Origin of the sequence: Actinomadura sp. 21ATH (assembly GCF_041951345.1) — a bacterium.
GTDB lineage: Bacteria > Actinomycetota > Actinomycetes > Streptosporangiales > Streptosporangiaceae > Spirillospora.
In genome coordinates this window covers 150,467-171,155 of sequence record NZ_JBGNUR010000011.1, presented here as the reverse complement: position 1 = coordinate 171,155, position 20,689 = coordinate 150,467, and the positions used below count along the sequence as shown (strand labels likewise).

The 20,689-nt window shown below is 75.5% G+C and carries 18 protein-coding genes; 12 read left to right on the top strand and 6 right to left on the bottom strand.

From position 1 onward, the window contains the following. Window positions 1-98: 98 nt before the first annotated feature. From ACA361_RS28215 to ACA361_RS28195, 5 genes are all read left to right on the top strand, one after another. Entirely contained in the window at window positions 99-1,280 is a 1,182-nt protein-coding gene (locus ACA361_RS28215; protein WP_375016772.1) for a PucR family transcriptional regulator, read from the top strand. A gap of 153 nt (window positions 1,281-1,433) precedes the next feature. Next, window positions 1,434-2,354, top strand: a complete 921-nt coding sequence (locus ACA361_RS28210) for an ACP S-malonyltransferase (RefSeq protein ID WP_375016770.1) — start codon at window positions 1,434-1,436, stop codon at window positions 2,352-2,354. Beyond that, window positions 2,351-3,325, top strand: coding sequence for a beta-ketoacyl-ACP synthase III (locus ACA361_RS28205; RefSeq protein WP_375016768.1), 975 nt, complete (start codon window positions 2,351-2,353; stop codon window positions 3,323-3,325). The genes ACA361_RS28210 and ACA361_RS28205 overlap by 4 nt, the downstream gene beginning before the upstream one ends. Window positions 3,326-3,373: 48 nt before the next feature. After that, the gene (locus ACA361_RS28200; protein WP_375016767.1) at window positions 3,374-3,622 is read left to right on the top strand and encodes an acyl carrier protein; all 249 of its coding nucleotides are present in this window, start codon (window positions 3,374-3,376) and stop codon (window positions 3,620-3,622) included. Window positions 3,623-3,729: 107 nt separating this feature from the next. Continuing rightward, the gene (locus ACA361_RS28195) at window positions 3,730-5,031 is read left to right on the top strand and encodes a beta-ketoacyl-[acyl-carrier-protein] synthase family protein (protein ID WP_375016764.1); all 1,302 of its coding nucleotides are present in this window, start codon (window positions 3,730-3,732) and stop codon (window positions 5,029-5,031) included. A 111-nt stretch (window positions 5,032-5,142) separates the two neighbouring features. Here ACA361_RS28195 and ACA361_RS28190 read toward each other — a convergent pair whose 3' ends face one another. Together ACA361_RS28190 and lnt are read right to left on the bottom strand one after the other, a co-directional pair. Then, window positions 5,143-5,637, bottom strand: a complete 495-nt coding sequence (locus ACA361_RS28190; RefSeq protein WP_375016763.1) for a DUF3145 domain-containing protein — start codon at window positions 5,635-5,637, stop codon at window positions 5,143-5,145. Between the two features lie 290 nt (window positions 5,638-5,927). Continuing rightward, window positions 5,928-7,436 carry an apolipoprotein N-acyltransferase gene (gene lnt, locus ACA361_RS28185; RefSeq protein WP_375016761.1) on the bottom strand — a complete coding sequence of 503 codons (1,509 nt, stop codon included), beginning with the start codon at window positions 7,434-7,436 and terminating at the stop codon, window positions 5,928-5,930. 99 nt (window positions 7,437-7,535) lie between these two features. Here lnt and ACA361_RS28180 point away from each other — a divergent pair, with 99 nt between their 5' ends. From ACA361_RS28180 to ACA361_RS28160, 5 genes are all read left to right on the top strand, one after another. Continuing rightward, window positions 7,536-8,693 (top strand): S8 family serine peptidase, encoded by a 1,158-nt coding sequence (locus ACA361_RS28180; RefSeq protein ID WP_375016759.1) that lies wholly within the window; start codon window positions 7,536-7,538, stop codon window positions 8,691-8,693. Continuing rightward, window positions 8,680-9,216 (top strand): RNA polymerase sigma factor, encoded by a 537-nt coding sequence (locus ACA361_RS28175; protein ID WP_375016757.1) that lies wholly within the window; start codon window positions 8,680-8,682, stop codon window positions 9,214-9,216. The genes ACA361_RS28180 and ACA361_RS28175 overlap by 14 nt, the downstream gene beginning before the upstream one ends. An 8-nt stretch (window positions 9,217-9,224) precedes the next feature. Next, window positions 9,225-9,671: a hypothetical protein gene (locus ACA361_RS28170; RefSeq protein WP_375016756.1), complete on the top strand. Its 447-nt coding sequence runs from the start codon at window positions 9,225-9,227 to the stop codon at window positions 9,669-9,671. A gap of 188 nt (window positions 9,672-9,859) precedes the next feature. Next, window positions 9,860-12,364, top strand: a complete 2,505-nt coding sequence (locus ACA361_RS28165; RefSeq protein ID WP_375016754.1) for a CHAT domain-containing protein — start codon at window positions 9,860-9,862, stop codon at window positions 12,362-12,364. An 18-nt stretch (window positions 12,365-12,382) separates the two neighbouring features. Beyond that, a complete protein-coding gene (locus ACA361_RS28160) occupies window positions 12,383-13,027 on the top strand; it encodes a class I SAM-dependent methyltransferase (protein ID WP_375016753.1) in 645 nt (214 codons plus the stop codon). Between the two features lie 4 nt (window positions 13,028-13,031). On the opposite strand, the gene ACA361_RS28155 is transcribed toward ACA361_RS28160, so the two are convergent. Next, complete coding sequence (locus ACA361_RS28155; RefSeq protein ID WP_375016751.1) at window positions 13,032-13,859, bottom strand: sulfurtransferase; 828 nt, start codon at window positions 13,857-13,859, stop codon at window positions 13,032-13,034. Between the two features lie 100 nt (window positions 13,860-13,959). Here ACA361_RS28155 and ACA361_RS28150 point away from each other — a divergent pair, with 100 nt between their 5' ends. Beyond that, window positions 13,960-14,709 carry a Clp protease N-terminal domain-containing protein gene (locus ACA361_RS28150; RefSeq protein ID WP_375016749.1) on the top strand — a complete coding sequence of 250 codons (750 nt, stop codon included), beginning with the start codon at window positions 13,960-13,962 and terminating at the stop codon, window positions 14,707-14,709. Here the strand turns inward: ACA361_RS28150 and ACA361_RS28145 are convergent. The 3 genes from ACA361_RS28145 to ACA361_RS28135 form a co-directional block, all read right to left on the bottom strand. Then, window positions 14,696-15,811, bottom strand: a complete 1,116-nt coding sequence (locus ACA361_RS28145; protein WP_375016747.1) for an alkaline phosphatase family protein — start codon at window positions 15,809-15,811, stop codon at window positions 14,696-14,698. The genes ACA361_RS28150 and ACA361_RS28145 overlap by 14 nt on opposite strands. Continuing rightward, on the bottom strand, window positions 15,808-16,389 hold the full coding sequence (locus ACA361_RS28140) for a DUF5998 family protein (RefSeq protein ID WP_375016745.1): 582 nt from the start codon (window positions 16,387-16,389) through the stop codon (window positions 15,808-15,810). Before ACA361_RS28140 ends, ACA361_RS28145 begins: the two co-directional genes overlap by 4 nt. A gap of 608 nt (window positions 16,390-16,997) precedes the next feature. Beyond that, window positions 16,998-19,439, bottom strand: a complete 2,442-nt coding sequence (locus tag ACA361_RS28135; protein WP_375016743.1) for a GNAT family N-acetyltransferase — start codon at window positions 19,437-19,439, stop codon at window positions 16,998-17,000. Between the two features lie 189 nt (window positions 19,440-19,628). Here ACA361_RS28135 and ACA361_RS28130 point away from each other — a divergent pair, with 189 nt between their 5' ends. Beyond that, window positions 19,629-20,555 (top strand): carbohydrate kinase family protein, encoded by a 927-nt coding sequence (locus ACA361_RS28130; RefSeq protein ID WP_375016741.1) that lies wholly within the window; start codon window positions 19,629-19,631, stop codon window positions 20,553-20,555. Window positions 20,556-20,689: the final 134 nt, after the last annotated feature.

Genomic DNA, 20,689 nt, shown 5'->3' with positions numbered 1-20,689 from the left:
CGGAATCTGTCGTACCCCCCGTCTCACAAGGGGTTTCTCCGCCGGAGCTTCTCGGGGTTCGGGACGGGTCACGCCCGGAATGGTGGCACTCTGGGGACGTGGACACCGCGAGCGAGGCCGAGATCCGGGAGCAGACGACCGAACGCCTGGAGAAGGCGATGGGCACGTTCGGCACCGCCGCGCTGGCCAGCATGGAGGAGCAGCTGCCCTGGTTCCGGCGGATGCCGCCGGACCAGCGGTCCTGGATCGGGCTGGTGGCGCAGGCGGGCATCGCCGCGTTCGTCGAGTGGTTCAAGAACGCCGAGCGGACCCGGCCCGCGATCGCCGGCGAGGTGTTCGGCACCGCCCCCCGCGAGCTGCTGCGGGCGATCAAGCTCCAGCACACCATCGACATGGTCCGGGTGATCATCGATGTGGTGGAGACCCGGCTGGACGAGCTGGCCGCCCCCGGCGGCGAGCCGCAGCTGCGCGAGGCGATCCTGCGCTACACCCGGGACGTGGCGTTCGGCGCCGCCCAGGTCTACGCCCGCGCCGCCGAGACCCGCGCCGCCTGGGACGCCCGGCTGGAGGCCCTGGTCGTGAACGCCGTGCTGCGCGGCGAGGTCGACGACGGCATGCACTCCTGGGCCGCCGCGCTCGGTTGGACGTCCAAGCCGGTCACCGTGATCGCCGGGTACACCCCCGAGGAGGAGGAGCCCGAGGTCACCATCGACCAGATGCAGCTGGCCGCCCGGCGGGCCCGGGTGGACGTGCTGGCCGGCGTGCAGGGCCGCCGCGTCGTGGTGATCGTCGGCGGGGCCGACGATCCGCTGGCGGCCGCCCGCCCGATCGCGGCCAAGTGCGGTCCAGGCCCCGTCGTGGTCGGCCCGCAGGTGGACGACCTGTACGGCTCCACCGTCTCCGCGCGGGCCGCGATGGCCGGGCTGCGCGCCGCCGCCGGCTGGCCGGACGCGCCCCGTCCCGTACCGGCCGGGGAGCTGCTGCCCGAGCGCGCGCTGGACGGCGACGACGCCGCCCGCCGCTACCTGGTGGAGGAGGTCTACAACCCGATGCTCGCGGCGGGCGCCCCGCTGCTGGACACCCTCACCACCTACCTGGAGCAGGGCTCGTCGCTGGAGGCCACGGCCCGGCTGCTGTTCGTCCACCCGAACACGGTGCGCTACCGGCTGCGCCGGGTCACCGAGCTGACCGGGCTCGCGCCGACCGACGGCCGCAACGCCTTCACGCTGCGCATCGCCCTGGTGCTCGGCCGGTTCGGCTACCGCGGGGCGCACGGCTGAGCGGCCCGCCCGGATCGGCCCGCCGAACGCTACGTCCGATTCGTTACCGGTCGCCCGTTCGGGGCGCTTGTAGGTCTCGTACAAAGCCCCTCGACGAAACTTCGTGGTGATCCGCATCGAGAGGCATGGGACGTTCCCGGCAGGCTGGAGCCTGTGATTCTCCTCGCATCGCCCGGCCAGGGCGCCCAGACCCCCGGATTCCTGCAGCCGTGGCTCGAGGTGCCAGGCGTCGCCGACCGCCTGGCGTGGTGGTCCGCGGTCACCGGGCTCGATCTGGTCCGCTACGGCACCACCGCCGACGCCGAGGAGATCCGCGACACCGCCGTCGCCCAGCCGCTGCTGGTCGCCGCGGCGCTGGCCGCCTACGAGGCCCTCTACGGGGACGGGACCGGCGCGGCACCGGGCGCCGTCGCCGGGCACAGCGTCGGGGAGCTGGCCGCCGCCGCCATCGCGGGCGTGCTCTCCCCCGAGGCCGCGCTCGTCCTCGTGCGGGAGCGCGGCCGCGCCATGGCCGAGGCCGCCGCGGCCGCCGAGACCGGCATGACCGCGGTCCTCGGCGGCGACGCCGACGAGGTCCTCGCCGCCATCGACAAGCACGGCCTCACCCCCGCCAACGTCAACGGCGCCGGCCAGGTCGTGGCCGCCGGGACGATGGACGGGCTGGCCGCGTTCGCCGACGAGCCGCCCGCCAAGGCGCGGCTGCGGCCGCTGTCGGTGGCCGGCGCGTTCCACACCGAGCACATGGCCCCCGCGGTCGACACGCTGCGCCGGCTCGCGCCGGGCGCCCCGGTCGCGGACCCGCGCGTCACGCTGCTGCAGAACCGCGACGGCGCCGCCGTCGCCTCGGGCCGCGAGTTCGTGTCCCGGCTGGTCGACCAGGTCAGCGCGCCCGTCCGCTGGGACGCCTGCATGGCCACCATGCGCGAGATCGGCGTCACCGCGATCATCGAGCTGCCGCCGGCCGGCACCCTCGTGGGCCTCGCCCGGCGCGAGCTCAAGGGCCTCCCGCCGCTGGCCCTCAAGACCCCCGACGACCTGGCCAAGGCCCGCGAGCTCATCGAGGAGCACTCATGACACAGGGGCCTGGCCTGCGGATCCCCGAGGTCACCAAGGGTGCCCGGGTCCTGGCGTTCGGCGACTACCAGCCGGCCCGGGTCGTCACCAACGACGAGATCGCCGAGAAGGTCGACACCAGCGACGAGTGGATCCGGTCCCGGGTCGGCATCGCCGAGCGGCGGATCGCCGGGCCCGAGGAGGGCATCGTCGAGATGGCCGTGCAGGCCGGCGGCAAGGCGCTGGCCGGCAGCGGGCTGTCGCCCGAGGACATCGACCTGGTCATCCTCGCCACCTGCTCGGCCGAGTCGCCGATGCCCGCGTACGCGCCGCAGGTCGCCGACAAGCTCGGCATCGTGGCGCCCGGCGCGTTCGACCTGAACGCCGCCTGCGCCGGGTTCTGCTACGCGCTCGGCACCGCCAGCTCCGCCGTACGGGCCGGCAGCGCCCGCAACGTGCTGGTGCTCGGCGCCGAGAAGATGTCGCAGTGGCTCGACTGGACCGACCGCTCGACCTGCATCATCTTCGCCGACGGCGCCGGCGCCGCGGTCGTGACCGGCAGCGACGTCCCGGGCATCGGCCCGGTGGTGTGGGGCAGTTCCGGCGACAAGTACGACAAGATCATCATCCCGGACCGGCACTCGTTCATCCGGCAGGAGGGCCAGGCGGTCTTCCGCTGGGCGACCAGCGAGGTCGCGCCGGTCGCGCTGGAGGCGTGCGAGCGCGCCGGGATCTCCCCGGCCGACCTCGCCGCCATCGTGCCGCACCAGGCCAACCTGCGAATCGTGGACGCCATCGCCCGCAAGGTGAAGGCGCCCAACGCCGTCGTGGCCGACGACATCGTCCACGCCGGCAACACCTCGGGAGCGTCGATCCCACTGGCGCTCTCCCGAATGATCGAACGCGGCGACGTCCCGTCCGGCGCCCCGGCCCTGCTGGTCGGGTTCGGCGCCGGGCTGGCCTACGCTGCCCAGGTCATCCAGATCCCGTGACCGCCACCAGGGCACGAGGAAGCAACCCGAAAAGGAGATAGGACGGACATGGCAGTCAGCGAGAAGGAGATCCTGGACGGTCTCGCCGAGATCATCGACGACATCGTCGGCATCGACAAGTCCGAGGTGACCCCCGAGAAGAACTTCATCGACGACCTCGACATCGACTCGCTGTCGATGGTGGAGATCGCCGTCGCCGCGCAGGACAAGTTCGATGTCGAGATCCCCGACGACGAGCTGCGCAACCTGAAGACGGTGAAGGACGTCATCAACTTCGTCCAGAACCTCCAGTCGTAGGCGACCCTCAGTCGTAGGCGACCAGGGCGGCGCGCCACCCCTCCCGGAGCTTCGGGAGGGGGCGCGCCGCGTTTCCCTACCCCCCAGTTGTGCGAGGAGCACTAACGATGAGCACTAGCCAGACCACCGTCGTCGTCACCGGGCTGGGCGCCACGACACCGCTCGGCGGAGACTGGCCGTCGACCTGGTCCGCGCTGCTCGCCGGGAAGTCCGGGGTGCGCAAGCTGGACTGGGAGGGCATCGAGGACCTGCCCGTACGGTTCGCCGCCACGCTGGCGGTGGATCCGTCCGAGGTCTTTCCCAAGCAGCAGCTGCGCCGCCTCGACCGCAACCAGGCGATCGCGCTGATCGCCGCCCGCGAAGCCTGGACGCACGCCGGTTTCGCGCCGCCCGCACGCGCGCGCAAGGGCGCCGCCCAGGAGGACGCCGCGCCCGCCGAGGGCTTCGTCGTGGACGGCGACCGGCTCGGCGTCGTGCTGTCCAGCGGCATCGGGGGCCTGCACACGGCGCTCGGCAGCTACGACGTCTACCGCGAGAAGGGCTGGAACCGCGTCAGCCCGTTCACCGTGCCGATGCTGATGCCGAACGGCGCCTCCGGGCACGTGGGCATCGAGTTCGGCGCGATGGCCGGCTCGCACGCCCTCGTGAGCGCCTGCGCGTCCAGCGCGGAGGCGGTCGGGTACGCGATCGACATGATCCGGGCCGGCCGGGCCGACGTGGTGATCTGCGGCGGCACCGAGGCGTGCATCCACCCGCTGCAGCTGGCCTCGTTCGGTTCCATGCGGGCGCTGTCGACCCGCAACGACGAGCCGGAGCGCGCGTCCCGCCCGTACGACAAGAACCGCGACGGCTTCGTGCTCGCGGAGGGCTCCGCCGTGATGATCCTGGAGTCGGAGGAGCACGCCCGCGCCCGCGGCGCCACCGTCCACGGCATCGCCGCCGGCTGCGGCTACTCCGGCGACGCGCACGACATCGTGCAGCCCGAGCCGACCGGTGCCGGCCAGTCCAAGGCGATGCGCCGCGCGATGAAGGACGCCGGGCTGGAGCCGTCCGACATCAGGCACATCAACGCGCACGCCACGTCCACGCCGCAGGGCGACGTGGCCGAGCTGGCGTCCATCAAGGTCGCGCTCGGCGACGCCGCGGCCGACGTCGTGGTGACCGGCACCAAGTCGATGACCGGGCACCTGCTCGGCGGCGCCGGCGCGCTCGAGTCGCTGATCACGATCGCGGCGCTGCGCGACGGCCTGGTGCCGCCCACCATCAACCTGGAGGACCTCGACGACGAGGCCGACCTCGACATCGTGCGCGGCGAGCCCCGCAAGCTGCCGGACGGCCCGCTCGCCGCCCTCAACAACTCGTTCGGCTTCGGCGGCCACAACGTGTCGGTCGCCTTCCGCCGCGTCTGAGCACCCGGGCCCGCGCCCGCGGTCACCGAGACGCGGACGCGGCGCACCGACGGCAGGACCCTGGCCTCCGCCTCGCGGCGGGACCAGGGTCCTTCTGCGCTACGCCGACGGTCAGACGGCGGCGTGCAGCCAGCGCACGGGCGCGCCGTCGCCGGCCCGCCGGAACGGCTCCAGCTCGTTGTCCCAAGGCGTGCCGAGCAGCCGGTCGAGCTCGCCCTCCAGCGAGCCCTTGCCGACCGCCGCGTTGGCCATCACCGCCCGCAGCCGGTCCTCGGGGATCATGATGTCGCCGGCGGCGCCGATCACCCCGGTGAAGACGCCCAGCGACGGGGTGAAGCTGTAGCGGACGCCGTCGCAGCCGGGGGTGGCGTCCTCGGTGACCTCGAAGCGCACGAGCTTCCAGTTGCGCAGCGCGGAGGCGATCCCGGCGGCGGTACCGGGCTTGCCCTCCCAATGCAGTTCGGCGCGCAGTGTCCCCGGAGCGGCCGCCTGATCGGCCCAATCAAGGGAAACGGGCACGCCGAGTACACCTGCGGCGGCCCATTCAACATGCGGGCTCAGCGCAGGTGGCGCGGAGTGGACGTAGAAAACGCCACGTGCGGTCACCGGACCTCCTGGATCTGTACTGAGGCTCGTCTTCCCCTACGGCCTCGCACACCCCAAGACGGCGTCCGCGCCCCTCATTCTGCATCATCGGCACGGGTCGCACCACCGGGCGACGGCTGTTTGCCGAAGCCTTGCCCCACGATCACCTCCGCGTCACGGCGATCACAACGCGTCCCGGAGGCGCCGCGGGAAGGGTCCGGACATGCGACGACCCCGCTCGCCCGTCCCGCGGAAACCCCCGTCCTGCGGCGTCGGCGAGCGGTGGTCAGGTGGCCGTCGCGATGAGAACGCTACGCGGCGCGGGGTCCCGGCGGGGAGGGACGGCGGTCCCGGCGACGCCGGGCCGTAGGCCCGGAACTCCGGACCGTGATGACCAAGATCACACCGGTGGCGGCCGCCGAGAGGTACGCGACGTAGTCGCCGAACCGCGCGTACGGCGTCCGGTGGCCGGCCGGCGGGACGGCCAGTGCCACGACCGCCGCGCCCCGCCGGTCGGTGTCCAGCCACGCCAGCCGCCTGCCCTGCGCGTCGAACGCCGCCGACACCCCCGTGAGCGCGGCCTGCACGGCGGGACGGCCCGTCTCCGCCGCGCGCACGGCCGCGAGCGACGCGTGCTGCGGCGGCGCCCAGCTCTCCTGGAACGTGGACGTGGACGACTGGTAGACCAGCACCTGGGCGCCCCTGCCCGCGACCGCCCGCGCGTAGTCGGGGAACGTGGACTCGAAGCAGATGAGCGGGCCGATGGCGACGCCGTCCACGCGCATGACGCGCACGCCCGTCCCCGGGACCCGGTCCTCCCCCGCCGCCTCGCTGACGCTCGCCAGCCAGCCGAGGGCCGACCGGAACGGGACGTACTCGCCGAACGGCACCAGCCGCGTCTTCACGTAGCGCTCGCGGGTGCCGTCGGGGCGGAGCAGGACGGCGCTCTTGGAGATGCGGCCGCCGGCGTCCCGGGCGTCCTCGTTCACCAGCACGGGGTTGTTCCTGGCGAGGGCCTCCAGGCGGGCGGACACAGCGGCGTCGCGTACGACGTTGTACCCGACGCTGCTCTCCCCCCATACGGCGAGGTCCACCGGCGGTAGCGCGGCGGTGATGCGCTCCCCTGCGTCGAGGCGTACTGCCGGGCTGTGGACGACGCCGGTCTGCACGAGCGCGATGCGGACCGTACGGTCGGCGGGCGGCGCGGGACGCGTCGCGTACGCGAGGGGTGCGGTGCAGGCGAGCGCCGCAGCGAGAACGGCGAAGCCCGGCTTCCTGGCGACGACGGCCATCGCGATCGCCGTGTTGACCGCCACCAGGACGAACGACACGAGCCACACGCCTCCCACGGCCGCCAGGCTCAGCACGACCGGGTGCTTCCACTGCGTCGCCCCCAGCAGCGCCCACGGCCCGCCGAGGCGCGGCCAGTAGCGCACGAACTCGATGCTCACCCAGACGCACGGCAGCACCACCACCGCCGCGGCCGGCGACAGCCGCCGGGCCGCCGCGCCCCACACCGCCCACAGGGCGCCGAAGACGGCCGCGACGAGCGGCAGGCCGGGGCCGATGTCGGGGACCGTCCAGTAGAGGGCCGCCAGCAGGTATCCGGCACCGAACCACCAGCCGCGGAACGCCGCCGTACGGGCGTCCGGCGCCGACCGCATCAGCAGCAGCCCGGGGACCAGGACCGCCCACGCGAGCCACGACAGCGCCGGACGCGGGAACGCGAGCACGGGCAGCGCCCCGCAGGCCAGGCAGGCCACGCGGACCCACCGTTCGGACGCCGACCTCAGGGGCCGCACCGCCGCACGTCCGATCACGTCTCCAGTAACGCACATTTTCCCGAACCGCCGCCGCACCACCCCACAAACATGCACCATGGGTGAGTCGGCGGTCACTCCACGTGAAAGCGAGGTCCGATGCTCGACCAAGAGGCACGGCTGGAGCGGCTGCTGGCCCGCCATCCGGACGCCGCCGTCGTGGAGCCCGTACCGGGCCGCCAGGCCCTGGTCCGCCGCGACCAGCTGCTGGTCGCCGGGCCCGACGCGGCCGCCGTCGAGGACCGGGTCCGGCGCTGGTGCGACTCGCGGCGCGACGAGCACGGCGTCGCGAGCCTGCGGCTGCGCCCGGCGGCCGGGGTGGACGTGTGCGAGCTGGCCGCCGGGCTCGCCGGCGACGCCCGGCACCGCCGGCTCGGCGCCGCCCCCAACCACCTGGTGCAGGCGCAGCCGCTCTGGTGGAGCGGTCCCGCCGACCTGCCCCGTCCCGCCGCGCCGCTCCCCGCGCCCGTCCCGGCCGGGCCGCCGCGCCGCGAGGTGACGATCGCGGTCCTCGACTCGGGCCTGTGGCCGCACCCCTGGTACGAGCACGCCGCCTGGTACGCGCCGCAGCGCGCGGAGGCGATGGAGGACCTGGACGCCGACCTGGACTTCGAGCTCGACGCGCAGGCCGGGCACGGCACGTTCGTCGCGGGGGTGCTGCTGCGCCGCGCCCCGTCGGCGCGGCTGCGCGCGTACCGCGTCGTCGGCGGCGACGGGGTGGGCGACGAGCTGGACGTCATCCGCGCCCTCGGCCGGCTGGCCGACGCGGGCGGCGCCGACGTGGTCAACCTGTCGATCGGCTGCCACACCTACGACGACCGGCCGTCCCCGGTGCTGGCGCGGGCCGTCGCGGCGTTCGGCCGCGGCACGGCCGTCGTCGCCTGCGCGGGCAACACCGCCACCGACCGGCCGTTCTGGCCCGCCGCGCTGAAACCGGTGATCGCGGTGGCGGCGCTGGACGGCCCCGACCGCGCCTGGTTCTCCAACTACGGCTGGTGGGTCGACGCGTGCGCGCCGGGCACCGGCGTCACCAGCAGCTTCGTGCGCTTCGGGGCGTTCGAGGGGTACGCGAGCTGGAGCGGCACGTCGTTCGCCGCGCCGGACGTCGCGGGCCGCATCGCCGCGCTCGCCGCCGCGGGCGGCGAGCCGGCCGCCGCGGCCGCCGACCGGCTGCTGGCCCGTGCCGCCCGTTCCCTGCCCGACCTGGGCGCGGTCGTCGGCGTCACCGAGGAACGGGTCGCCAGTGGACGCCCGTGACGCCGCCGACGTGGCGGAGCTGGTGGAACGGGCCCGGCACGGCGACGGCGCCGCGTGGGCGCGGCTGGTGGAGCGCTACAGCGGGCTGCTGTGGTCGGTCGCGCGCTCGTACGGCCTGGGCGAGGCGGACGCGGGGGACGCGGTGCAGACGACGTGGCTGCGGCTGGTCGAGCGGATCGACGGGATCGAGCGGCCGGGCGCCGTCGGGCGCTGGCTGGTGGTGACGGTGCGCCGGGAGAGCATGCGCACCGCCCGCCGCGCGTCGCGGCAGGCGCCGCTGGACGCGGACGGCGCGCTCCCCGCCGCGGCGCCGCCGCCCGAGGAGGTCGCGCTGGCGCGCGAGCGGTTCGGGCAGGTCGCGGCCGCCCTGGAGGCGCTCCCCCGGCGCTGCCAGGTGCTGCTGCGGCTGTTCGCGCTCGCGCCGAGCTACGCGGAGCTGTCGGCGGCGCTGGAGATGCCGGTCGGCAGCATCGGCCCCACCCGGGCCCGGTGCCTGGAGAGCCTGCTGCGGCGGCTCGCGTGACGGGCCGCATGGATCACGACGGCCTGCTGGCCCAGGTCCGGGCGACGTACCAGGCGCTCGACCCGGTTCCCGCCGAGGTGCTGGCCGCCGCGCGCGCGGCGCTGGCCTGGCGCCGTCCCGGCGCGGAGCTGGCCGAACTCACCGGCGACCACGCCGGCCAGGCGGGCGCCGTCCGCGGCACCCCGGCGCGCACGCTCACGTTCACCGCCCGCGACACGGTGATCGAGATGGAGATCGCCGGCACCGGCCGCGAGCGCGAGATCGCGGGCCGTCTGGCCCCGCCGTCCCCCGCCCGCGTCCACGTCCGCCACCCCGAGCTGCCGCCCGGGGGCCCGGAGACCCACGCCGACGACACCGGCCACTTCGCCCTCCCCGCGATCCCCGAGGGCCTGGTCAGCCTCCTCTTCCACCTCCCGGACGGCACGTCCATCGTCACGAGCTGGATCCGCCTGTGACCGCCGCACCCCCATCCCCCGAACACCCCCACCCGCCCCGCGCGAACGAACGCAACACCGCCGGTGACCAAGCCGGCGCGAGCACTTCCGGCATCGGAGGTGAACACGCCAGTGCAAGTGCTCGCGGCACGGCGGGCGAGCGGGGCGGCGCGGGCGAGGGGGCGGGGTCGGCGGCGGAGGCGCTGGGGTTGTTGCGGCTTTCGGCGGCGGATCCGGCGGCCTCGTACGCGCGGGCTCGGGCGCTGCTGGCGCGGGCCGAGGCGGCGGGCGACCGGGCGGCCATGCTGATCGCGCTGAGGGCCGCGGGGCTGGCGGCCAAGGAGCTGGGGCTGCTGGAGGAGGGCATCGCCCTGCTGCGGCGGGCGCTGGCGGACGCGGAGGGATACGGCGCCGCGCTCGTGCGGATGAACCTGGTCGGGCTGCTGGCCGCGCGCGGTGACGTGCGGGAGGCGCTCGCGGAGGCGGCGCGGGCCGGGGACGTCCTGGAAGGTCCCGACGCCGACCGGCTCGCGGCCAACGTCGCCTGCGCGCTCGCGCGGGCGGGGCGGGTGGCGGAGGCCGGGCGGGTCGCCGCGGAGGCGCTGCCGCGGCTGCGCCGGGACGGGGATCCGGTGACGCTGACCGGGCTGCTCACCAACCTGGGCCTGGCGCGGGCCCTGACCGGCGACCTCGGCACGGCCGAAACGGCGCTGAACGAGGCCGCCGCCGTAGGGGAGGCCGCCGGTCTCGCGCACCTGGCGGCGATGGCGCGGGCGAACCTCGCGTTCGCCGCGTCCAGGAAGGGCGACGTTCCGCGCGCGTTGCGGCTGTTCGCCGCCGCCGAGCCGGGGCTGTCCCGCGAGCGCGTCGCGCAGTGCCGGTTCGACCTGGGCGAGACCCTCATCCAGGCGGGCCTGCCCGGGGAGGCGCGCCCGCTGCTGGCGGCGACGCTGGAGGAGGTCGCGGCGCACGGGTACCGCTGCGACATCGCGGACGGCCTGCTGCTGCTCGCGCACGCCGAGCTGGCCGGCGGCGATCCGGAGCGGGCGGCCGCAACGGCCGAGCGGGCCCGGGCCGCGTTCGCCGCCCAGGAGCGCACCGGGTGGATGCTGCTGGCCGAGCACTGCCTGCTCCGCGCCCGCTGGGCGGCGGGCGACCGGTCGGCCGTGTTCCTCCGCACGGCCGCCGCGACCGCCGACCGGCTCGCCGAGGGCGGCTGGGCGGACACCGCCGCCGAGGCCCGGATCATCGCCGCCCGCCTCGCGCTCGCGCTGGGCCGTCCCGCCGGCCATCTGCTGGAGCCGGTGGCCCGGGCCCGCGAGGAGGGGCCGGCGCCGCTGCGCGCCGCCGCCTGGCACGCGGCCGCGCTGGACCGCTGGGCCTGCGGGGACGAGGACGGCGCGCGCGCCGCGGTCGACGCGGGCCTGCGGGTCGTGGAGGAGTACGCGGAGGTGTTCGGCGCGCTGGAGCTGCGGGCGCGGGCCGCCGGGCTGGGCGAGGAGCTGGCCGCGTTCGGGCTGCGGCTGGCCCGGTCGGCGCGCGAGCTGTTCCTGGCCGAGGAGCGCCGCCGCGCGGCCGCCCGTCCGGTGTCGCTGCGGCCGCCGCGCGATCCGGTGCGCGCGGCGGCCCTGTCCGAGCTGCGCGCGCTCAGCGCCCGGCACGCCGCGGCCCGCGCGCAGGACGCGCCGCCCGCCGAGGTGTCCCGGCTGGAGGAGTCGATCCGGGCCCGGGCGCGTACCCGTTCCGGAGAGGCGGGCGCGCGCGTCCCGCTGGACGCCGCCCGGCTGGAGGCGGAGCTGGGCGGCCGCACGCTCGTCGAGTTCGTCCGCGTGGAGGACGACCTGCACGCCGTCGTCACGGGTGAGGGCCGGTACCGGCACCACCATCTCGCCCCGTACGGCGAGGCGCTCCACCATGCGCGGCTCGCGGGCTTCGCCCTGCGGCGCCTGGCGATGCGCGGGGACGACGCGCAGGCGCGTACCGGTCTCGCGCGCGCCTGCGAGCGGCTCGACCGGCTCATGGCCCCGCTGGGGCGCCAGGGCGGGGAGCTGGTCATCGCCCCTACCGGCCCGCTGCACGCGATCCCGTGGGGAGTGCTGCCGTTCCTGCGCGGGCGCCCGTACACGGTCGTCCCCTCGGCCGCGGCCTGGCTGCGGGCCCGTTCCGCCGACGCGCCGCGGCCGTCCCGCCGGGCGGTGCTGGCCTCGGGGCCGGGGCTGGCGCACGCGCAGGAGGAGATCAGGGCGGTGCGGCGGCTCTACCCGGACGCCCGGTCCTTCCTCGGCCCGGCGGCCCGGGCGGAGGCCGTGCGGGACGCCCTCGCGGGCGCGGACGTCGCGCACCTGGCGGCGCACGGCGAGTTCCGCGACGAGGGCGCGCTGTTCTCGCGGCTGCGGCTGGCCGACGGCCCGCTGATGCTCTGCGACCTGGAGGAGCTGGCCGCGCCGCCGCGGCTGGTCGTGCTGTCGGCCTGCGACCTCGGCCGTACGGGCGAGGACGACCGGGACGCGGTGACGAGCATGGTCGGCGTCCTGCTGGCGCTCGGGACCGCCACGGTCGTCGCGAGCGTGGCGCCGGTCGGCGACGCGGACGCCCCGGCGTTCATGGCGGCCTTCCACGCCCGGCTGGTCGCGGGCGGCACGCCGGCCCGGGCCCTCGCGGCCGCCGAGCGGACCGCGGGCGTGGCGGGGTTCAACTGCTACGGCGCGGGATGACCGCTATGTTCGTGGACCATGATCGGCTCCCAGCACTCCGCCCGGCAGGACACCGTCCGGGCCTCGTACGACTCCGTCGCCGCCCTCTACTCGGACCTCGCCCGGAACGCGCTCGACGAGCAGCCGCTCGACGGCGCGTTGATCACCGCGTTCGCGGAGCTGGTCCGGCGCGGCGGCGGCCGGGTCGTGGACGCCGGCTGCGGGCCCGGTCACAACACGGCGCGGCTGCGTTCCCTGGGCCTCGACGCCTCCGGCGTCGACCTGTCGCCGGAGATGGTCGCGCTGGCCCGCGCCGAGTACCCGGAGCAGCGCTTCGACGAGGGCTCGCTGACCGCGCTCGACGCCGGGGACGGCGCGCTGGGCGGCGTCCTGTCCTGGTACTCGGTCATCCACCTGGCGCCGGAGCTGCTGCCGGAGGTCCTCGCCGAGTTCCACCGGGTGCTGGCGCCGGGCGGCCACCTGCTGCTCGGCTTCTTCCACGCCGAGGGTGACGAGCCCGAGGAGTTCGACCACAAGGTGGCGCCGGCGTACCGGCTGCCGCTCGATCTGATCGCCGGCCTGGCGCGGGCCGCCGGCCTCGCCGAGATCGCGCGGATGGTGCGCGAGCCCGGCGAGAACGAGCGTTTCCTGCACGGCCGCCTGCTGCTCCGCAGGCCCGGCTGAGGGCTCAGGCGTCGCCGGTGGCCACCGGGTGGGACGGGTCCTCGATCCAGTTCGACCAGGAGCCGACGTACAGGGCGGCGGGGATGCCGGCGAGGGTCAGCGCGAGGATCTCGTGGGCGGCGGTGACGCCCGAGCCGCAGTAGGCGCCGACGTCCACGGCGTCGGTGGCGCCGAGGCCGGCGAAGCGCTCGCGCAGCAGCTCGGGCGGGAGGAAGCGGCCGTCGACGCCGACGTTGCCGAGGGTGGGGGCGTTGCGGGCGCCGGGGATGTGCCCGGCGACGGGGTCCACCGGCTCGGTCTCGCCCCGGTAGCGTTCGGCGGCGCGGGCGTCCAGGAGGGCGCCGGCCTTGGCGAGCGCGGCGGCGCCGTCGGCGTCCAGGACGGGCAGCCGCCCGGGGCGGGCGATGAAGTCGCCGGGTTTGGCGGCCGGCTCCTCGGTGGTCACCGGCAGGCCGGCCTCGGTCCAGGCGCGGAAGCCGCCGTCCAGGACCCGGACGCGCTCGTGGCCGAAGTAGCGCAGCGTCCACCACAGGCGGGCGGCGGCGGTGGAGTCGGCGTCGTCGTACACGACCACCGGGCGGCCCGCGTCGACGCCGGCGCGCCGCATCGCGGCCTCGAAGGCGCCCGGGGCGGGCAGCGGGTGGCGGCCGCCCTCGCCGGGCGGCCCGGCGACGTCGCGGTCCAGGTCGACGAAGGCCGCGCCGGGGAGGTGGCCGCGCCGGTACGAGTCGATGCCCGGCGGGCCGGCCAGGTGCCAGCGCACGTCGAGCAGGACGGGGGGTTCCCGGCGGAGGGATCGGGCCAGAGCGGGGACGTCGATGAGTGGATGCACATCGCCAGTTTGGCCCGCGATGCCGGGTTTTGGGAGGGGGGTGGACAACTCGGCGTGGCTGGGGTTATATGCGGGTTATAACCCCAATGGAGGTACATCGATGCCGAAGATCAACGTGTATCTGCCGGACGAGCTCGCCGAGGCCGTCAAGGAGGCGGGGGTGCCGGTGTCGGCGGTGTGCCAGCGCGCCCTTGAGCAGGCGGTACGGCGGGTCACGGCCATCCGCGAGACCGCGTCGTCCGGTTCCGACCTCCAGGAGGCCGTCGCGAACCTGCGCCACTTCACCGAACGCACCCGTACCGCCGTCACGCTCGCGCACGAGCAGGCCCGCACGTCCGGGGCCGCCGAGATCGGGACCGAGCACCTCCTGGGCGGCCTGCTCTCCGAGGGCGGCAACCTCGCCCTCCAGGTACTGCGCGCGCTGGAGATCGACCCCGACCGGGTGTGGAGCGAGATCGTCCGCCGGACCCCCGCGGGCGCGAAGGTCGAGGACGACCCCGCCCTCCGCTTCGGCCCCCGGGCGGCCGCCGCGCTGGAGCTGACCGTGACCGAGGCGACCTCGCTCGGGCACAACTACGTCGGCTGCGAGCACCTGCTGCTCGGCCTGATCGCCGAGCCCGACGGCACCGCCGGGCGGATCCTGCGCTCGATGGGCGCCGAGCCGCGGCTGGCGCGGCGGGCCGTCAGCGCGGCACTGGCCGGGTACGTCCACCTGCGCGCCCAGGCGGCGGCGCGCCCCGCCGCCGCGCCGGGCGACCCTCAGGAGGCCCTGGCGGCGGCCCTCCGGCAGGAGCTCGCACCGATCGTCCAGCGGCTGGAACGGCTGGAGGAGCGACTCACGGACGGGTGACGCGCAGCAGCGGCACCAGCAGCTCCGCCGGGACGAGCGAGCCGTGCATGCCGACCATCCTCGCCAGCCACGGCTCCCGCTCGGACGCGACGATGGCCAGATCCGTGCGCGGCACCGCGATCACGTCGCCGATCCGTTCCAGCAGGCCGGGCGCGACCTCCCCGAACCAGCCCGCCGCCACGGCCTCGTCCCGCGGGACGACCCAGGCCCGGTCGCCGAGCACGTCCCGCCAGGCGTCCAGGACCTCGGCCTCCGCGCCCGGCTCGCTGTAGACGTACCGGGCGCGGGCGTCGCCGCCGATCAGCGCCACGCCCCGCTGGAGCGCGGGCGTCGCGTCGACGTCCACCCGCTCGGTCGGGTCGACCATGCCGTGGTCGGCGGTGACGTACAGCGCCGTCTCCGGCGGCAGGACCTCCGCGATCTGCTCGGCGAGCAGATCGACGAAGCGCAGCTGGTGGCGCCAGTCGGGCGAGTCGGCGCCGAACCGGTGGCCGGTCGCGTCCAGGTCGGCGTGGTAGACCGTCACGAAGCTGCGCTCGCCCTCGCGCAGCGCCTTCTCCGCCCGCCCCACCAGCTGGCCGAGCCCGCCGGCCTTCACGTAGTCCGCGCCGCGGACGGTGGCCAGGCTCAGCCCCGACCCCTTGTACTCGCCGAGCGCCACGTACGCCGTGCGCACGCCGTCGGCGGCGGCCCGCTCGTACATCGTGGGGGCCGGCTGGAACGTGGCGGGGTCGACCGTCTCGTCCTGCCAGCGCAGGCAGTTGAGCAGCCGCCCGGTGCCCGGGATCGCCACCTGCACGCCCAGCAGGCCGTGCCCGCCCGGCGGCAGCCCCGTGGCCAGCGATCCGAGGCTGGCGACCGTCGTGGCCGGGAAGCCCGCCGTCAGCGGCCCCCCTTGCAGCGAGGACAGGAACGGCGCCAGGTCCCGGTGGGCCTGGAGCAGCTCCCACCCCAGCCCGTCCACGATCAGCACGCAGGCGCGCCGCGCCGCCGGCAGGTCCAGGACGTTCCGGACGCCCGGCACGCCCAGCGACGCCAGCACCGACGGCGGCAGGTCGGCGAGCGCGCTCGTCCCGTACCGGGGAACGGGCGGCGCGCTCACCCTGCGGTCTCGGCCGACAGCGCCGCGGCGAAAGCCAGCACCTGGACGACCGCGTCCCGGCCGTCGGCGGCCTCGCTGACCCGCAGCGACAGGTCGTCGGCGGTGACGCTGCCGGTGTAGCCGTGGTCGGCCTCGCAGTTCTCGTCCCCGCAGGTCGCCGGCTCCAGGTCGACGTGCGCGATCGCGCCCCACCCGATCGTCAGCACCACCTCGCTGGGCGGCACGCCCGGCACGTACGACGCGGGGTCCGGGACGACCCTGGTGACCGCGACCGACTGGACGCGGTCCAGCTTGACGGCCTCGGTGGTGGTGGACGCGTGGGGCTGCGCCATGCCCTCGCCGGGCGGATGCTCGTCGGTGTGGCAGACCAGCAGCCGCGTCGCGGAGAGCACCAGCACGGTCACGTGCCGCCGCACCTCCATCGCGGGATCGAACGTCGCCTCGTGATGGACCACATAGGCGATCACGTGCTCGTCGCCTATCGCCGACTCGACCGCGTCCGCGACCAGGGCCGGGTAGTAACCGCTGCGCTCGATGGCCGTGCGCAACCCGTGAGCCGTCGCTCGGGTTTCCCTCATGGTCCCCATCCTGCCCTGTCCGGGGCGGCCCGCGCACATGACGTACCGCGACACGGGCATTCCGGGATGGTCGTCCCGCTCTCCTCCGGGTAAGGGGCAGGCATGGCAGACCGTGATCCCTTGCCGTCACCACCGCCGGTGCCGCCGCCGACCCCGGACCCGGCACCGCCCCCGAAACCGCCCGTCCCGGCCCCGGGACCGCCTGCCCCCGGCCCCGCCCCGAGCCCGCCGGGCCCCGTACCACCGGGCCCGTCCCCCGACCCGGTCCCGCCGACCCCGGAGCCGGAGCCCGTCCCGCCGGGCCCGCCACCCGAGCCGTCGCCGCCGCCCCCGGAGCCGGACCCGATCCCCCCGACTCCGGCCCCTCAACCTTCCCCACCGTCCTGACCACCTCACCCGGCCCACGACGACGGCCCCCCGCACCGGCCCCAGGGGCGGAGCCCCAAAGGGGGGACGAGGGGGCGAAGCCCCCAGCAGGGGGTGCGGGGGACGGAGTCCCCTGCCCCGGGGTGGGCGCCCGGAGCGAGGAACGAGCGCAGGACGCCCACCCCGGGCCGGGTGGTGTGGAGGGTCGCCCCTCCACAATGAAACGACTCGCCCCTCCACAATCACGCGAGGCGGCGGGGGCCTAGCTCTGGGCGAGGGCCTCTCGGGCGGGCCAGGTCGAGGGTCACCTCGCGGACGGCCGCGCCGTTGGGGCCGACCACGACCGGGTCGAGTTCCAGGCGGGCGACTTCGGGGAGGTCGTCGGCCAGGCGGGAGACGCGGAGGAGGAGGTCCTCCAGCGCCGGTACGTCGACGGGCTCGGCGCCGCGGTGGCCGAGGAGCAGCGGCGCGGTGCGGACGGCGCGGACGATCTCCGCGGCCTCCACGTCCGTGAGGGGCGCGAGGCGGTAGGCGCGGTCGTCCAGGAGGGCGGCGGTCTCGTCGGCCAGGCCGAAGGAGACGACGGCGCCGAAGGAGGGGTCCTCCATGGTGAGGACGCGCGTGGGCACGCCGTCGCCCTTCTCCTGGACGGTGACGCCGTAGCAGGCGAGCAGTTCGGCGGCCTGCTCGGGGGTGGCGGCGACGGGCTCGCCGGGCGCGAGCCATTCGGTGACGAGGGCTCGCGCGCGCTTGCGGTCGGTGCCGGGGAGGTCCGGGACGTGGCCCTGGGGGCTGCGGCGCCACTGCGCGTACCGGATGACGTAGGCGAGGGCGCGGACGGCGTCCTCGGGGGCGGGGTAGGAGGGGACCGATCCCTCGGCGGGCATCCCGTCCGGGCCGGTGACGCGCAGGTCCTCCGGCATGCCCTCGGAGCCCAGGTAGGTGGCCACGATCGGCTTGCCGCTGCCGGCGGCGAGCCTGCGGAGCCGCTCGGGGACGCGCAGGTCGTAACCGCCGATGGTGGGCGGGGTGAACAGCGCCACGACGGCGTCGATCTCGTCGTCCTCCAGGGCGGCGGCGAGGGCGGCCTCGTACTCCTCGGCTCCGGCGCGCGGGCCGAGGTTGACGGGCGGCCCGGCCTGGAGGCCGAGCGCGGCGGCGGCGTCCTGGGCGAGCAGGCCGAGCGAGTCGGAGTTGTCGATGATCGCGACGCGGTCGCCGGCGGGGAGCGGCTGGTAGGCGAGCAGCTGGGCGACGTCGAACAGCTCCGCCAGGTCCTCCACGCGGATCACGCCGGCCTGCGCGAACAGCGCGCTGACCGCGTGGTCGGGCAGGCTCAGCGCCTGCGCGGCGTGCCCGATCGGCACGCCTTGGAGGCTGCGGCCGCTCTTGACCGCCACGATGGGCTTGCGGCGGCTGAGCCGGCGCGCCAGCCGAGCGAACTTGCGGGGGTTGCCCAGCGACTCCAGGTAGAGCAGGACGGCCTTGGTGGCGGGGTCCTCCTCCCAGTACTGCATGAGGTCGTTGCCGGACACGTCGGCGCGGTTGCCGGCCGACACGAACGTGGAGAGGCCGAGGCCGCGTTCGGCGGTGCGCTCCATGATCGCGATGCCCAGGGCGCCCGACTGGGAGAAGAACCCGACGGGGCCGCGGCCGGGCATGCGGGGGGCGAGGGTGGCGTTGAGCCGTACCTCGGGGTCGGTGTTGGCCACGCCCAGGCAGTTGGGGCCCACGACGCGCATGCCGTACGCGCGGGCGAGCCGGACGAGCTCCTCCTGGCGCTCCCGGCCCTCGGCGCCCGTCTCGCCGAAACCGGACGAGACGACGATGAGGCCCCGTACGCCCTTGCTCGCGCACTGCTCGACGACCTCGTGGACGGAGGGCGCGCGGACGGACACGACCGCGAGGTCCACGTCGTCGGGGATGTCCAGGACGGACGTGTAGGCCCGTACCCCGGCGACGGCCGTGGCGGTGGGGTGCACCGGGTAGACGGGGCCGCTGAAGTCGCCGCGCAGGAGGTGGCGGAGGACGGTCTGCCCCACGCTGTGCTCGGCGCGGCTGGCGCCGATGACCGCGACCGAGCCCGGGAACAGCAGCCGCTGTATGGAACGGGACTCGGCGCGGTGCTCCCGGGCCGCCATGACCTCCACCGACGTCTCGGTCGGCTCCAGGTCCAGGACGAGCTCGATGACGCCTTCCTCGAAGTGCTGCTCGGCGCGGTAGCCGACCTCGCGGAACACGCGGGTCATCCGCCTGTTGTCGGGCAGGACGCTGGCCACGAACCGTTCGAGTCCGCGTTCCCGGGCGGCCGCGGCGATGTGCTCCAGGAGCACCGCCCCGAGCCCGCGGCCCTGGTGGGCGTCCTCGACGAGGAACGCGACCTCGGCCGTCCCGGGGCGGTCGGCCAGCGTGTCGTAGCGGACCACCGCCACCATCGCGCCGCCGATCGTGGCGATCAGCGCGACCCGCCGGTCGTGGTCGACGTGGGTGAAGTGCTCGATCTCACGGTCGGACAGCCGCGGCCGCGGCGAGAAGAACCGGTAGTAGATCGTCTCCGGTGACAGGCGCGCGTAGAAGGAGCGCAGCAGTTCGGCGTCGTCGCCCGTGATGGGACGCAGGTGGGCCGTCCCGCCGTCGGTGAGGACGACGTCGGCCTCCCACTGGTCCGGGTACCCCTCGCTCACGTACCCGAGGGTAAGGCACGCCCCGCGCGGGCCGCCCGGGACCGCGCCCGGGGAACGGCCCGCGAAAAAGGCCGGGTTCCCCGGTTTCGCTGCGCGTTCGAGACCTAATCGGGGGTCAAGAGCTGTTACGGTCGTCTGCACGCCCAGTATGCCGCTCGCGCGGGCCGTGTTGATCGAGGTGATGACTCCATGACGCGCGTGGTCGTGGTCGGCGATTTGATGACTGACACCATTGCTCGTGCCGCATATCCCCTGGCAAAGGGGAGTGACACGCCCGCCGCCGTGACGACGCACGGGGGCGGCTCGGGCGCCAACGTGGCCTCGTGGCTGGCCCTGGAGGGGATCGAGGCGGCCTTCGTCGGCCGCCGCGGCTCCGACATCGCGGGCCGCAACCGTGACATGGAACTCATGGGGTACGGCGTGGACGCCCGCCTGGTCATGGACCAGGAGCGCCCGACCGGCACCTGCGTGGTCCTGGTCACCCACAAGGGGGACCGGACGATGCTGTCGGACCCGGGTGCCAACGCGGCGCTGCTGCCCGAGGACATCGAACGCTGCAGAGACCTTTTCCACCAGGGGACCCACCTGCACCTGTCGGGGTACGCCCTGATCAACGAGGGTTCCCGCAAGGCCGCCATCCACGCCCTCGACCTGGCCCGCAAGGCCCAGATGTCCATCTCGGTCGACGGCGGCTCGTCCTCCCCGCTCAAGCGGATGGGCGCCGAGCCGTTCCTGGAGTGGACGCAGGGCGCCCGGATGCTGGTGGTCAACGCCAAGGAGGCGGAGATCCTCACCGGGCGCGACACGCCCGAGGGGGCCGCCAAGGTGCTGACCGCCTGGTACCCGCAGGTCGTGATCATGAACGGCGCGGACGGCGCGCTCTGGTACACCAACGGCCGGCCCGAGCCGGTCACGGTCGCCGCCGAGCCGGTCGACAAGATCATCGACGGGACGGGGGCCGGGGACGCGTTCGTGGCCGGGTTCCTGCCGCCGTGGCTGGACGGCAAGCAGCCGGCCGACGCGCTGACCGCGGGCTGCCGGCTCGCCGCGCGCGCCATGCAGCACCTCGGCGCCCGGCCGTCCCTCGACGTGGTCGACAACCAGATCAAGAACTGACGCGGCCGGTGGCCCTGCCCGGCACGACCGGCCAGGGCCACACCGCGGCCAATCACCCGCCCAGGCACCCGCCCCAGGCGCGAACGCCCCGGCCCGAGACCTGACGAGCCCCGGAACCCGCCGCCGAGTCCGCT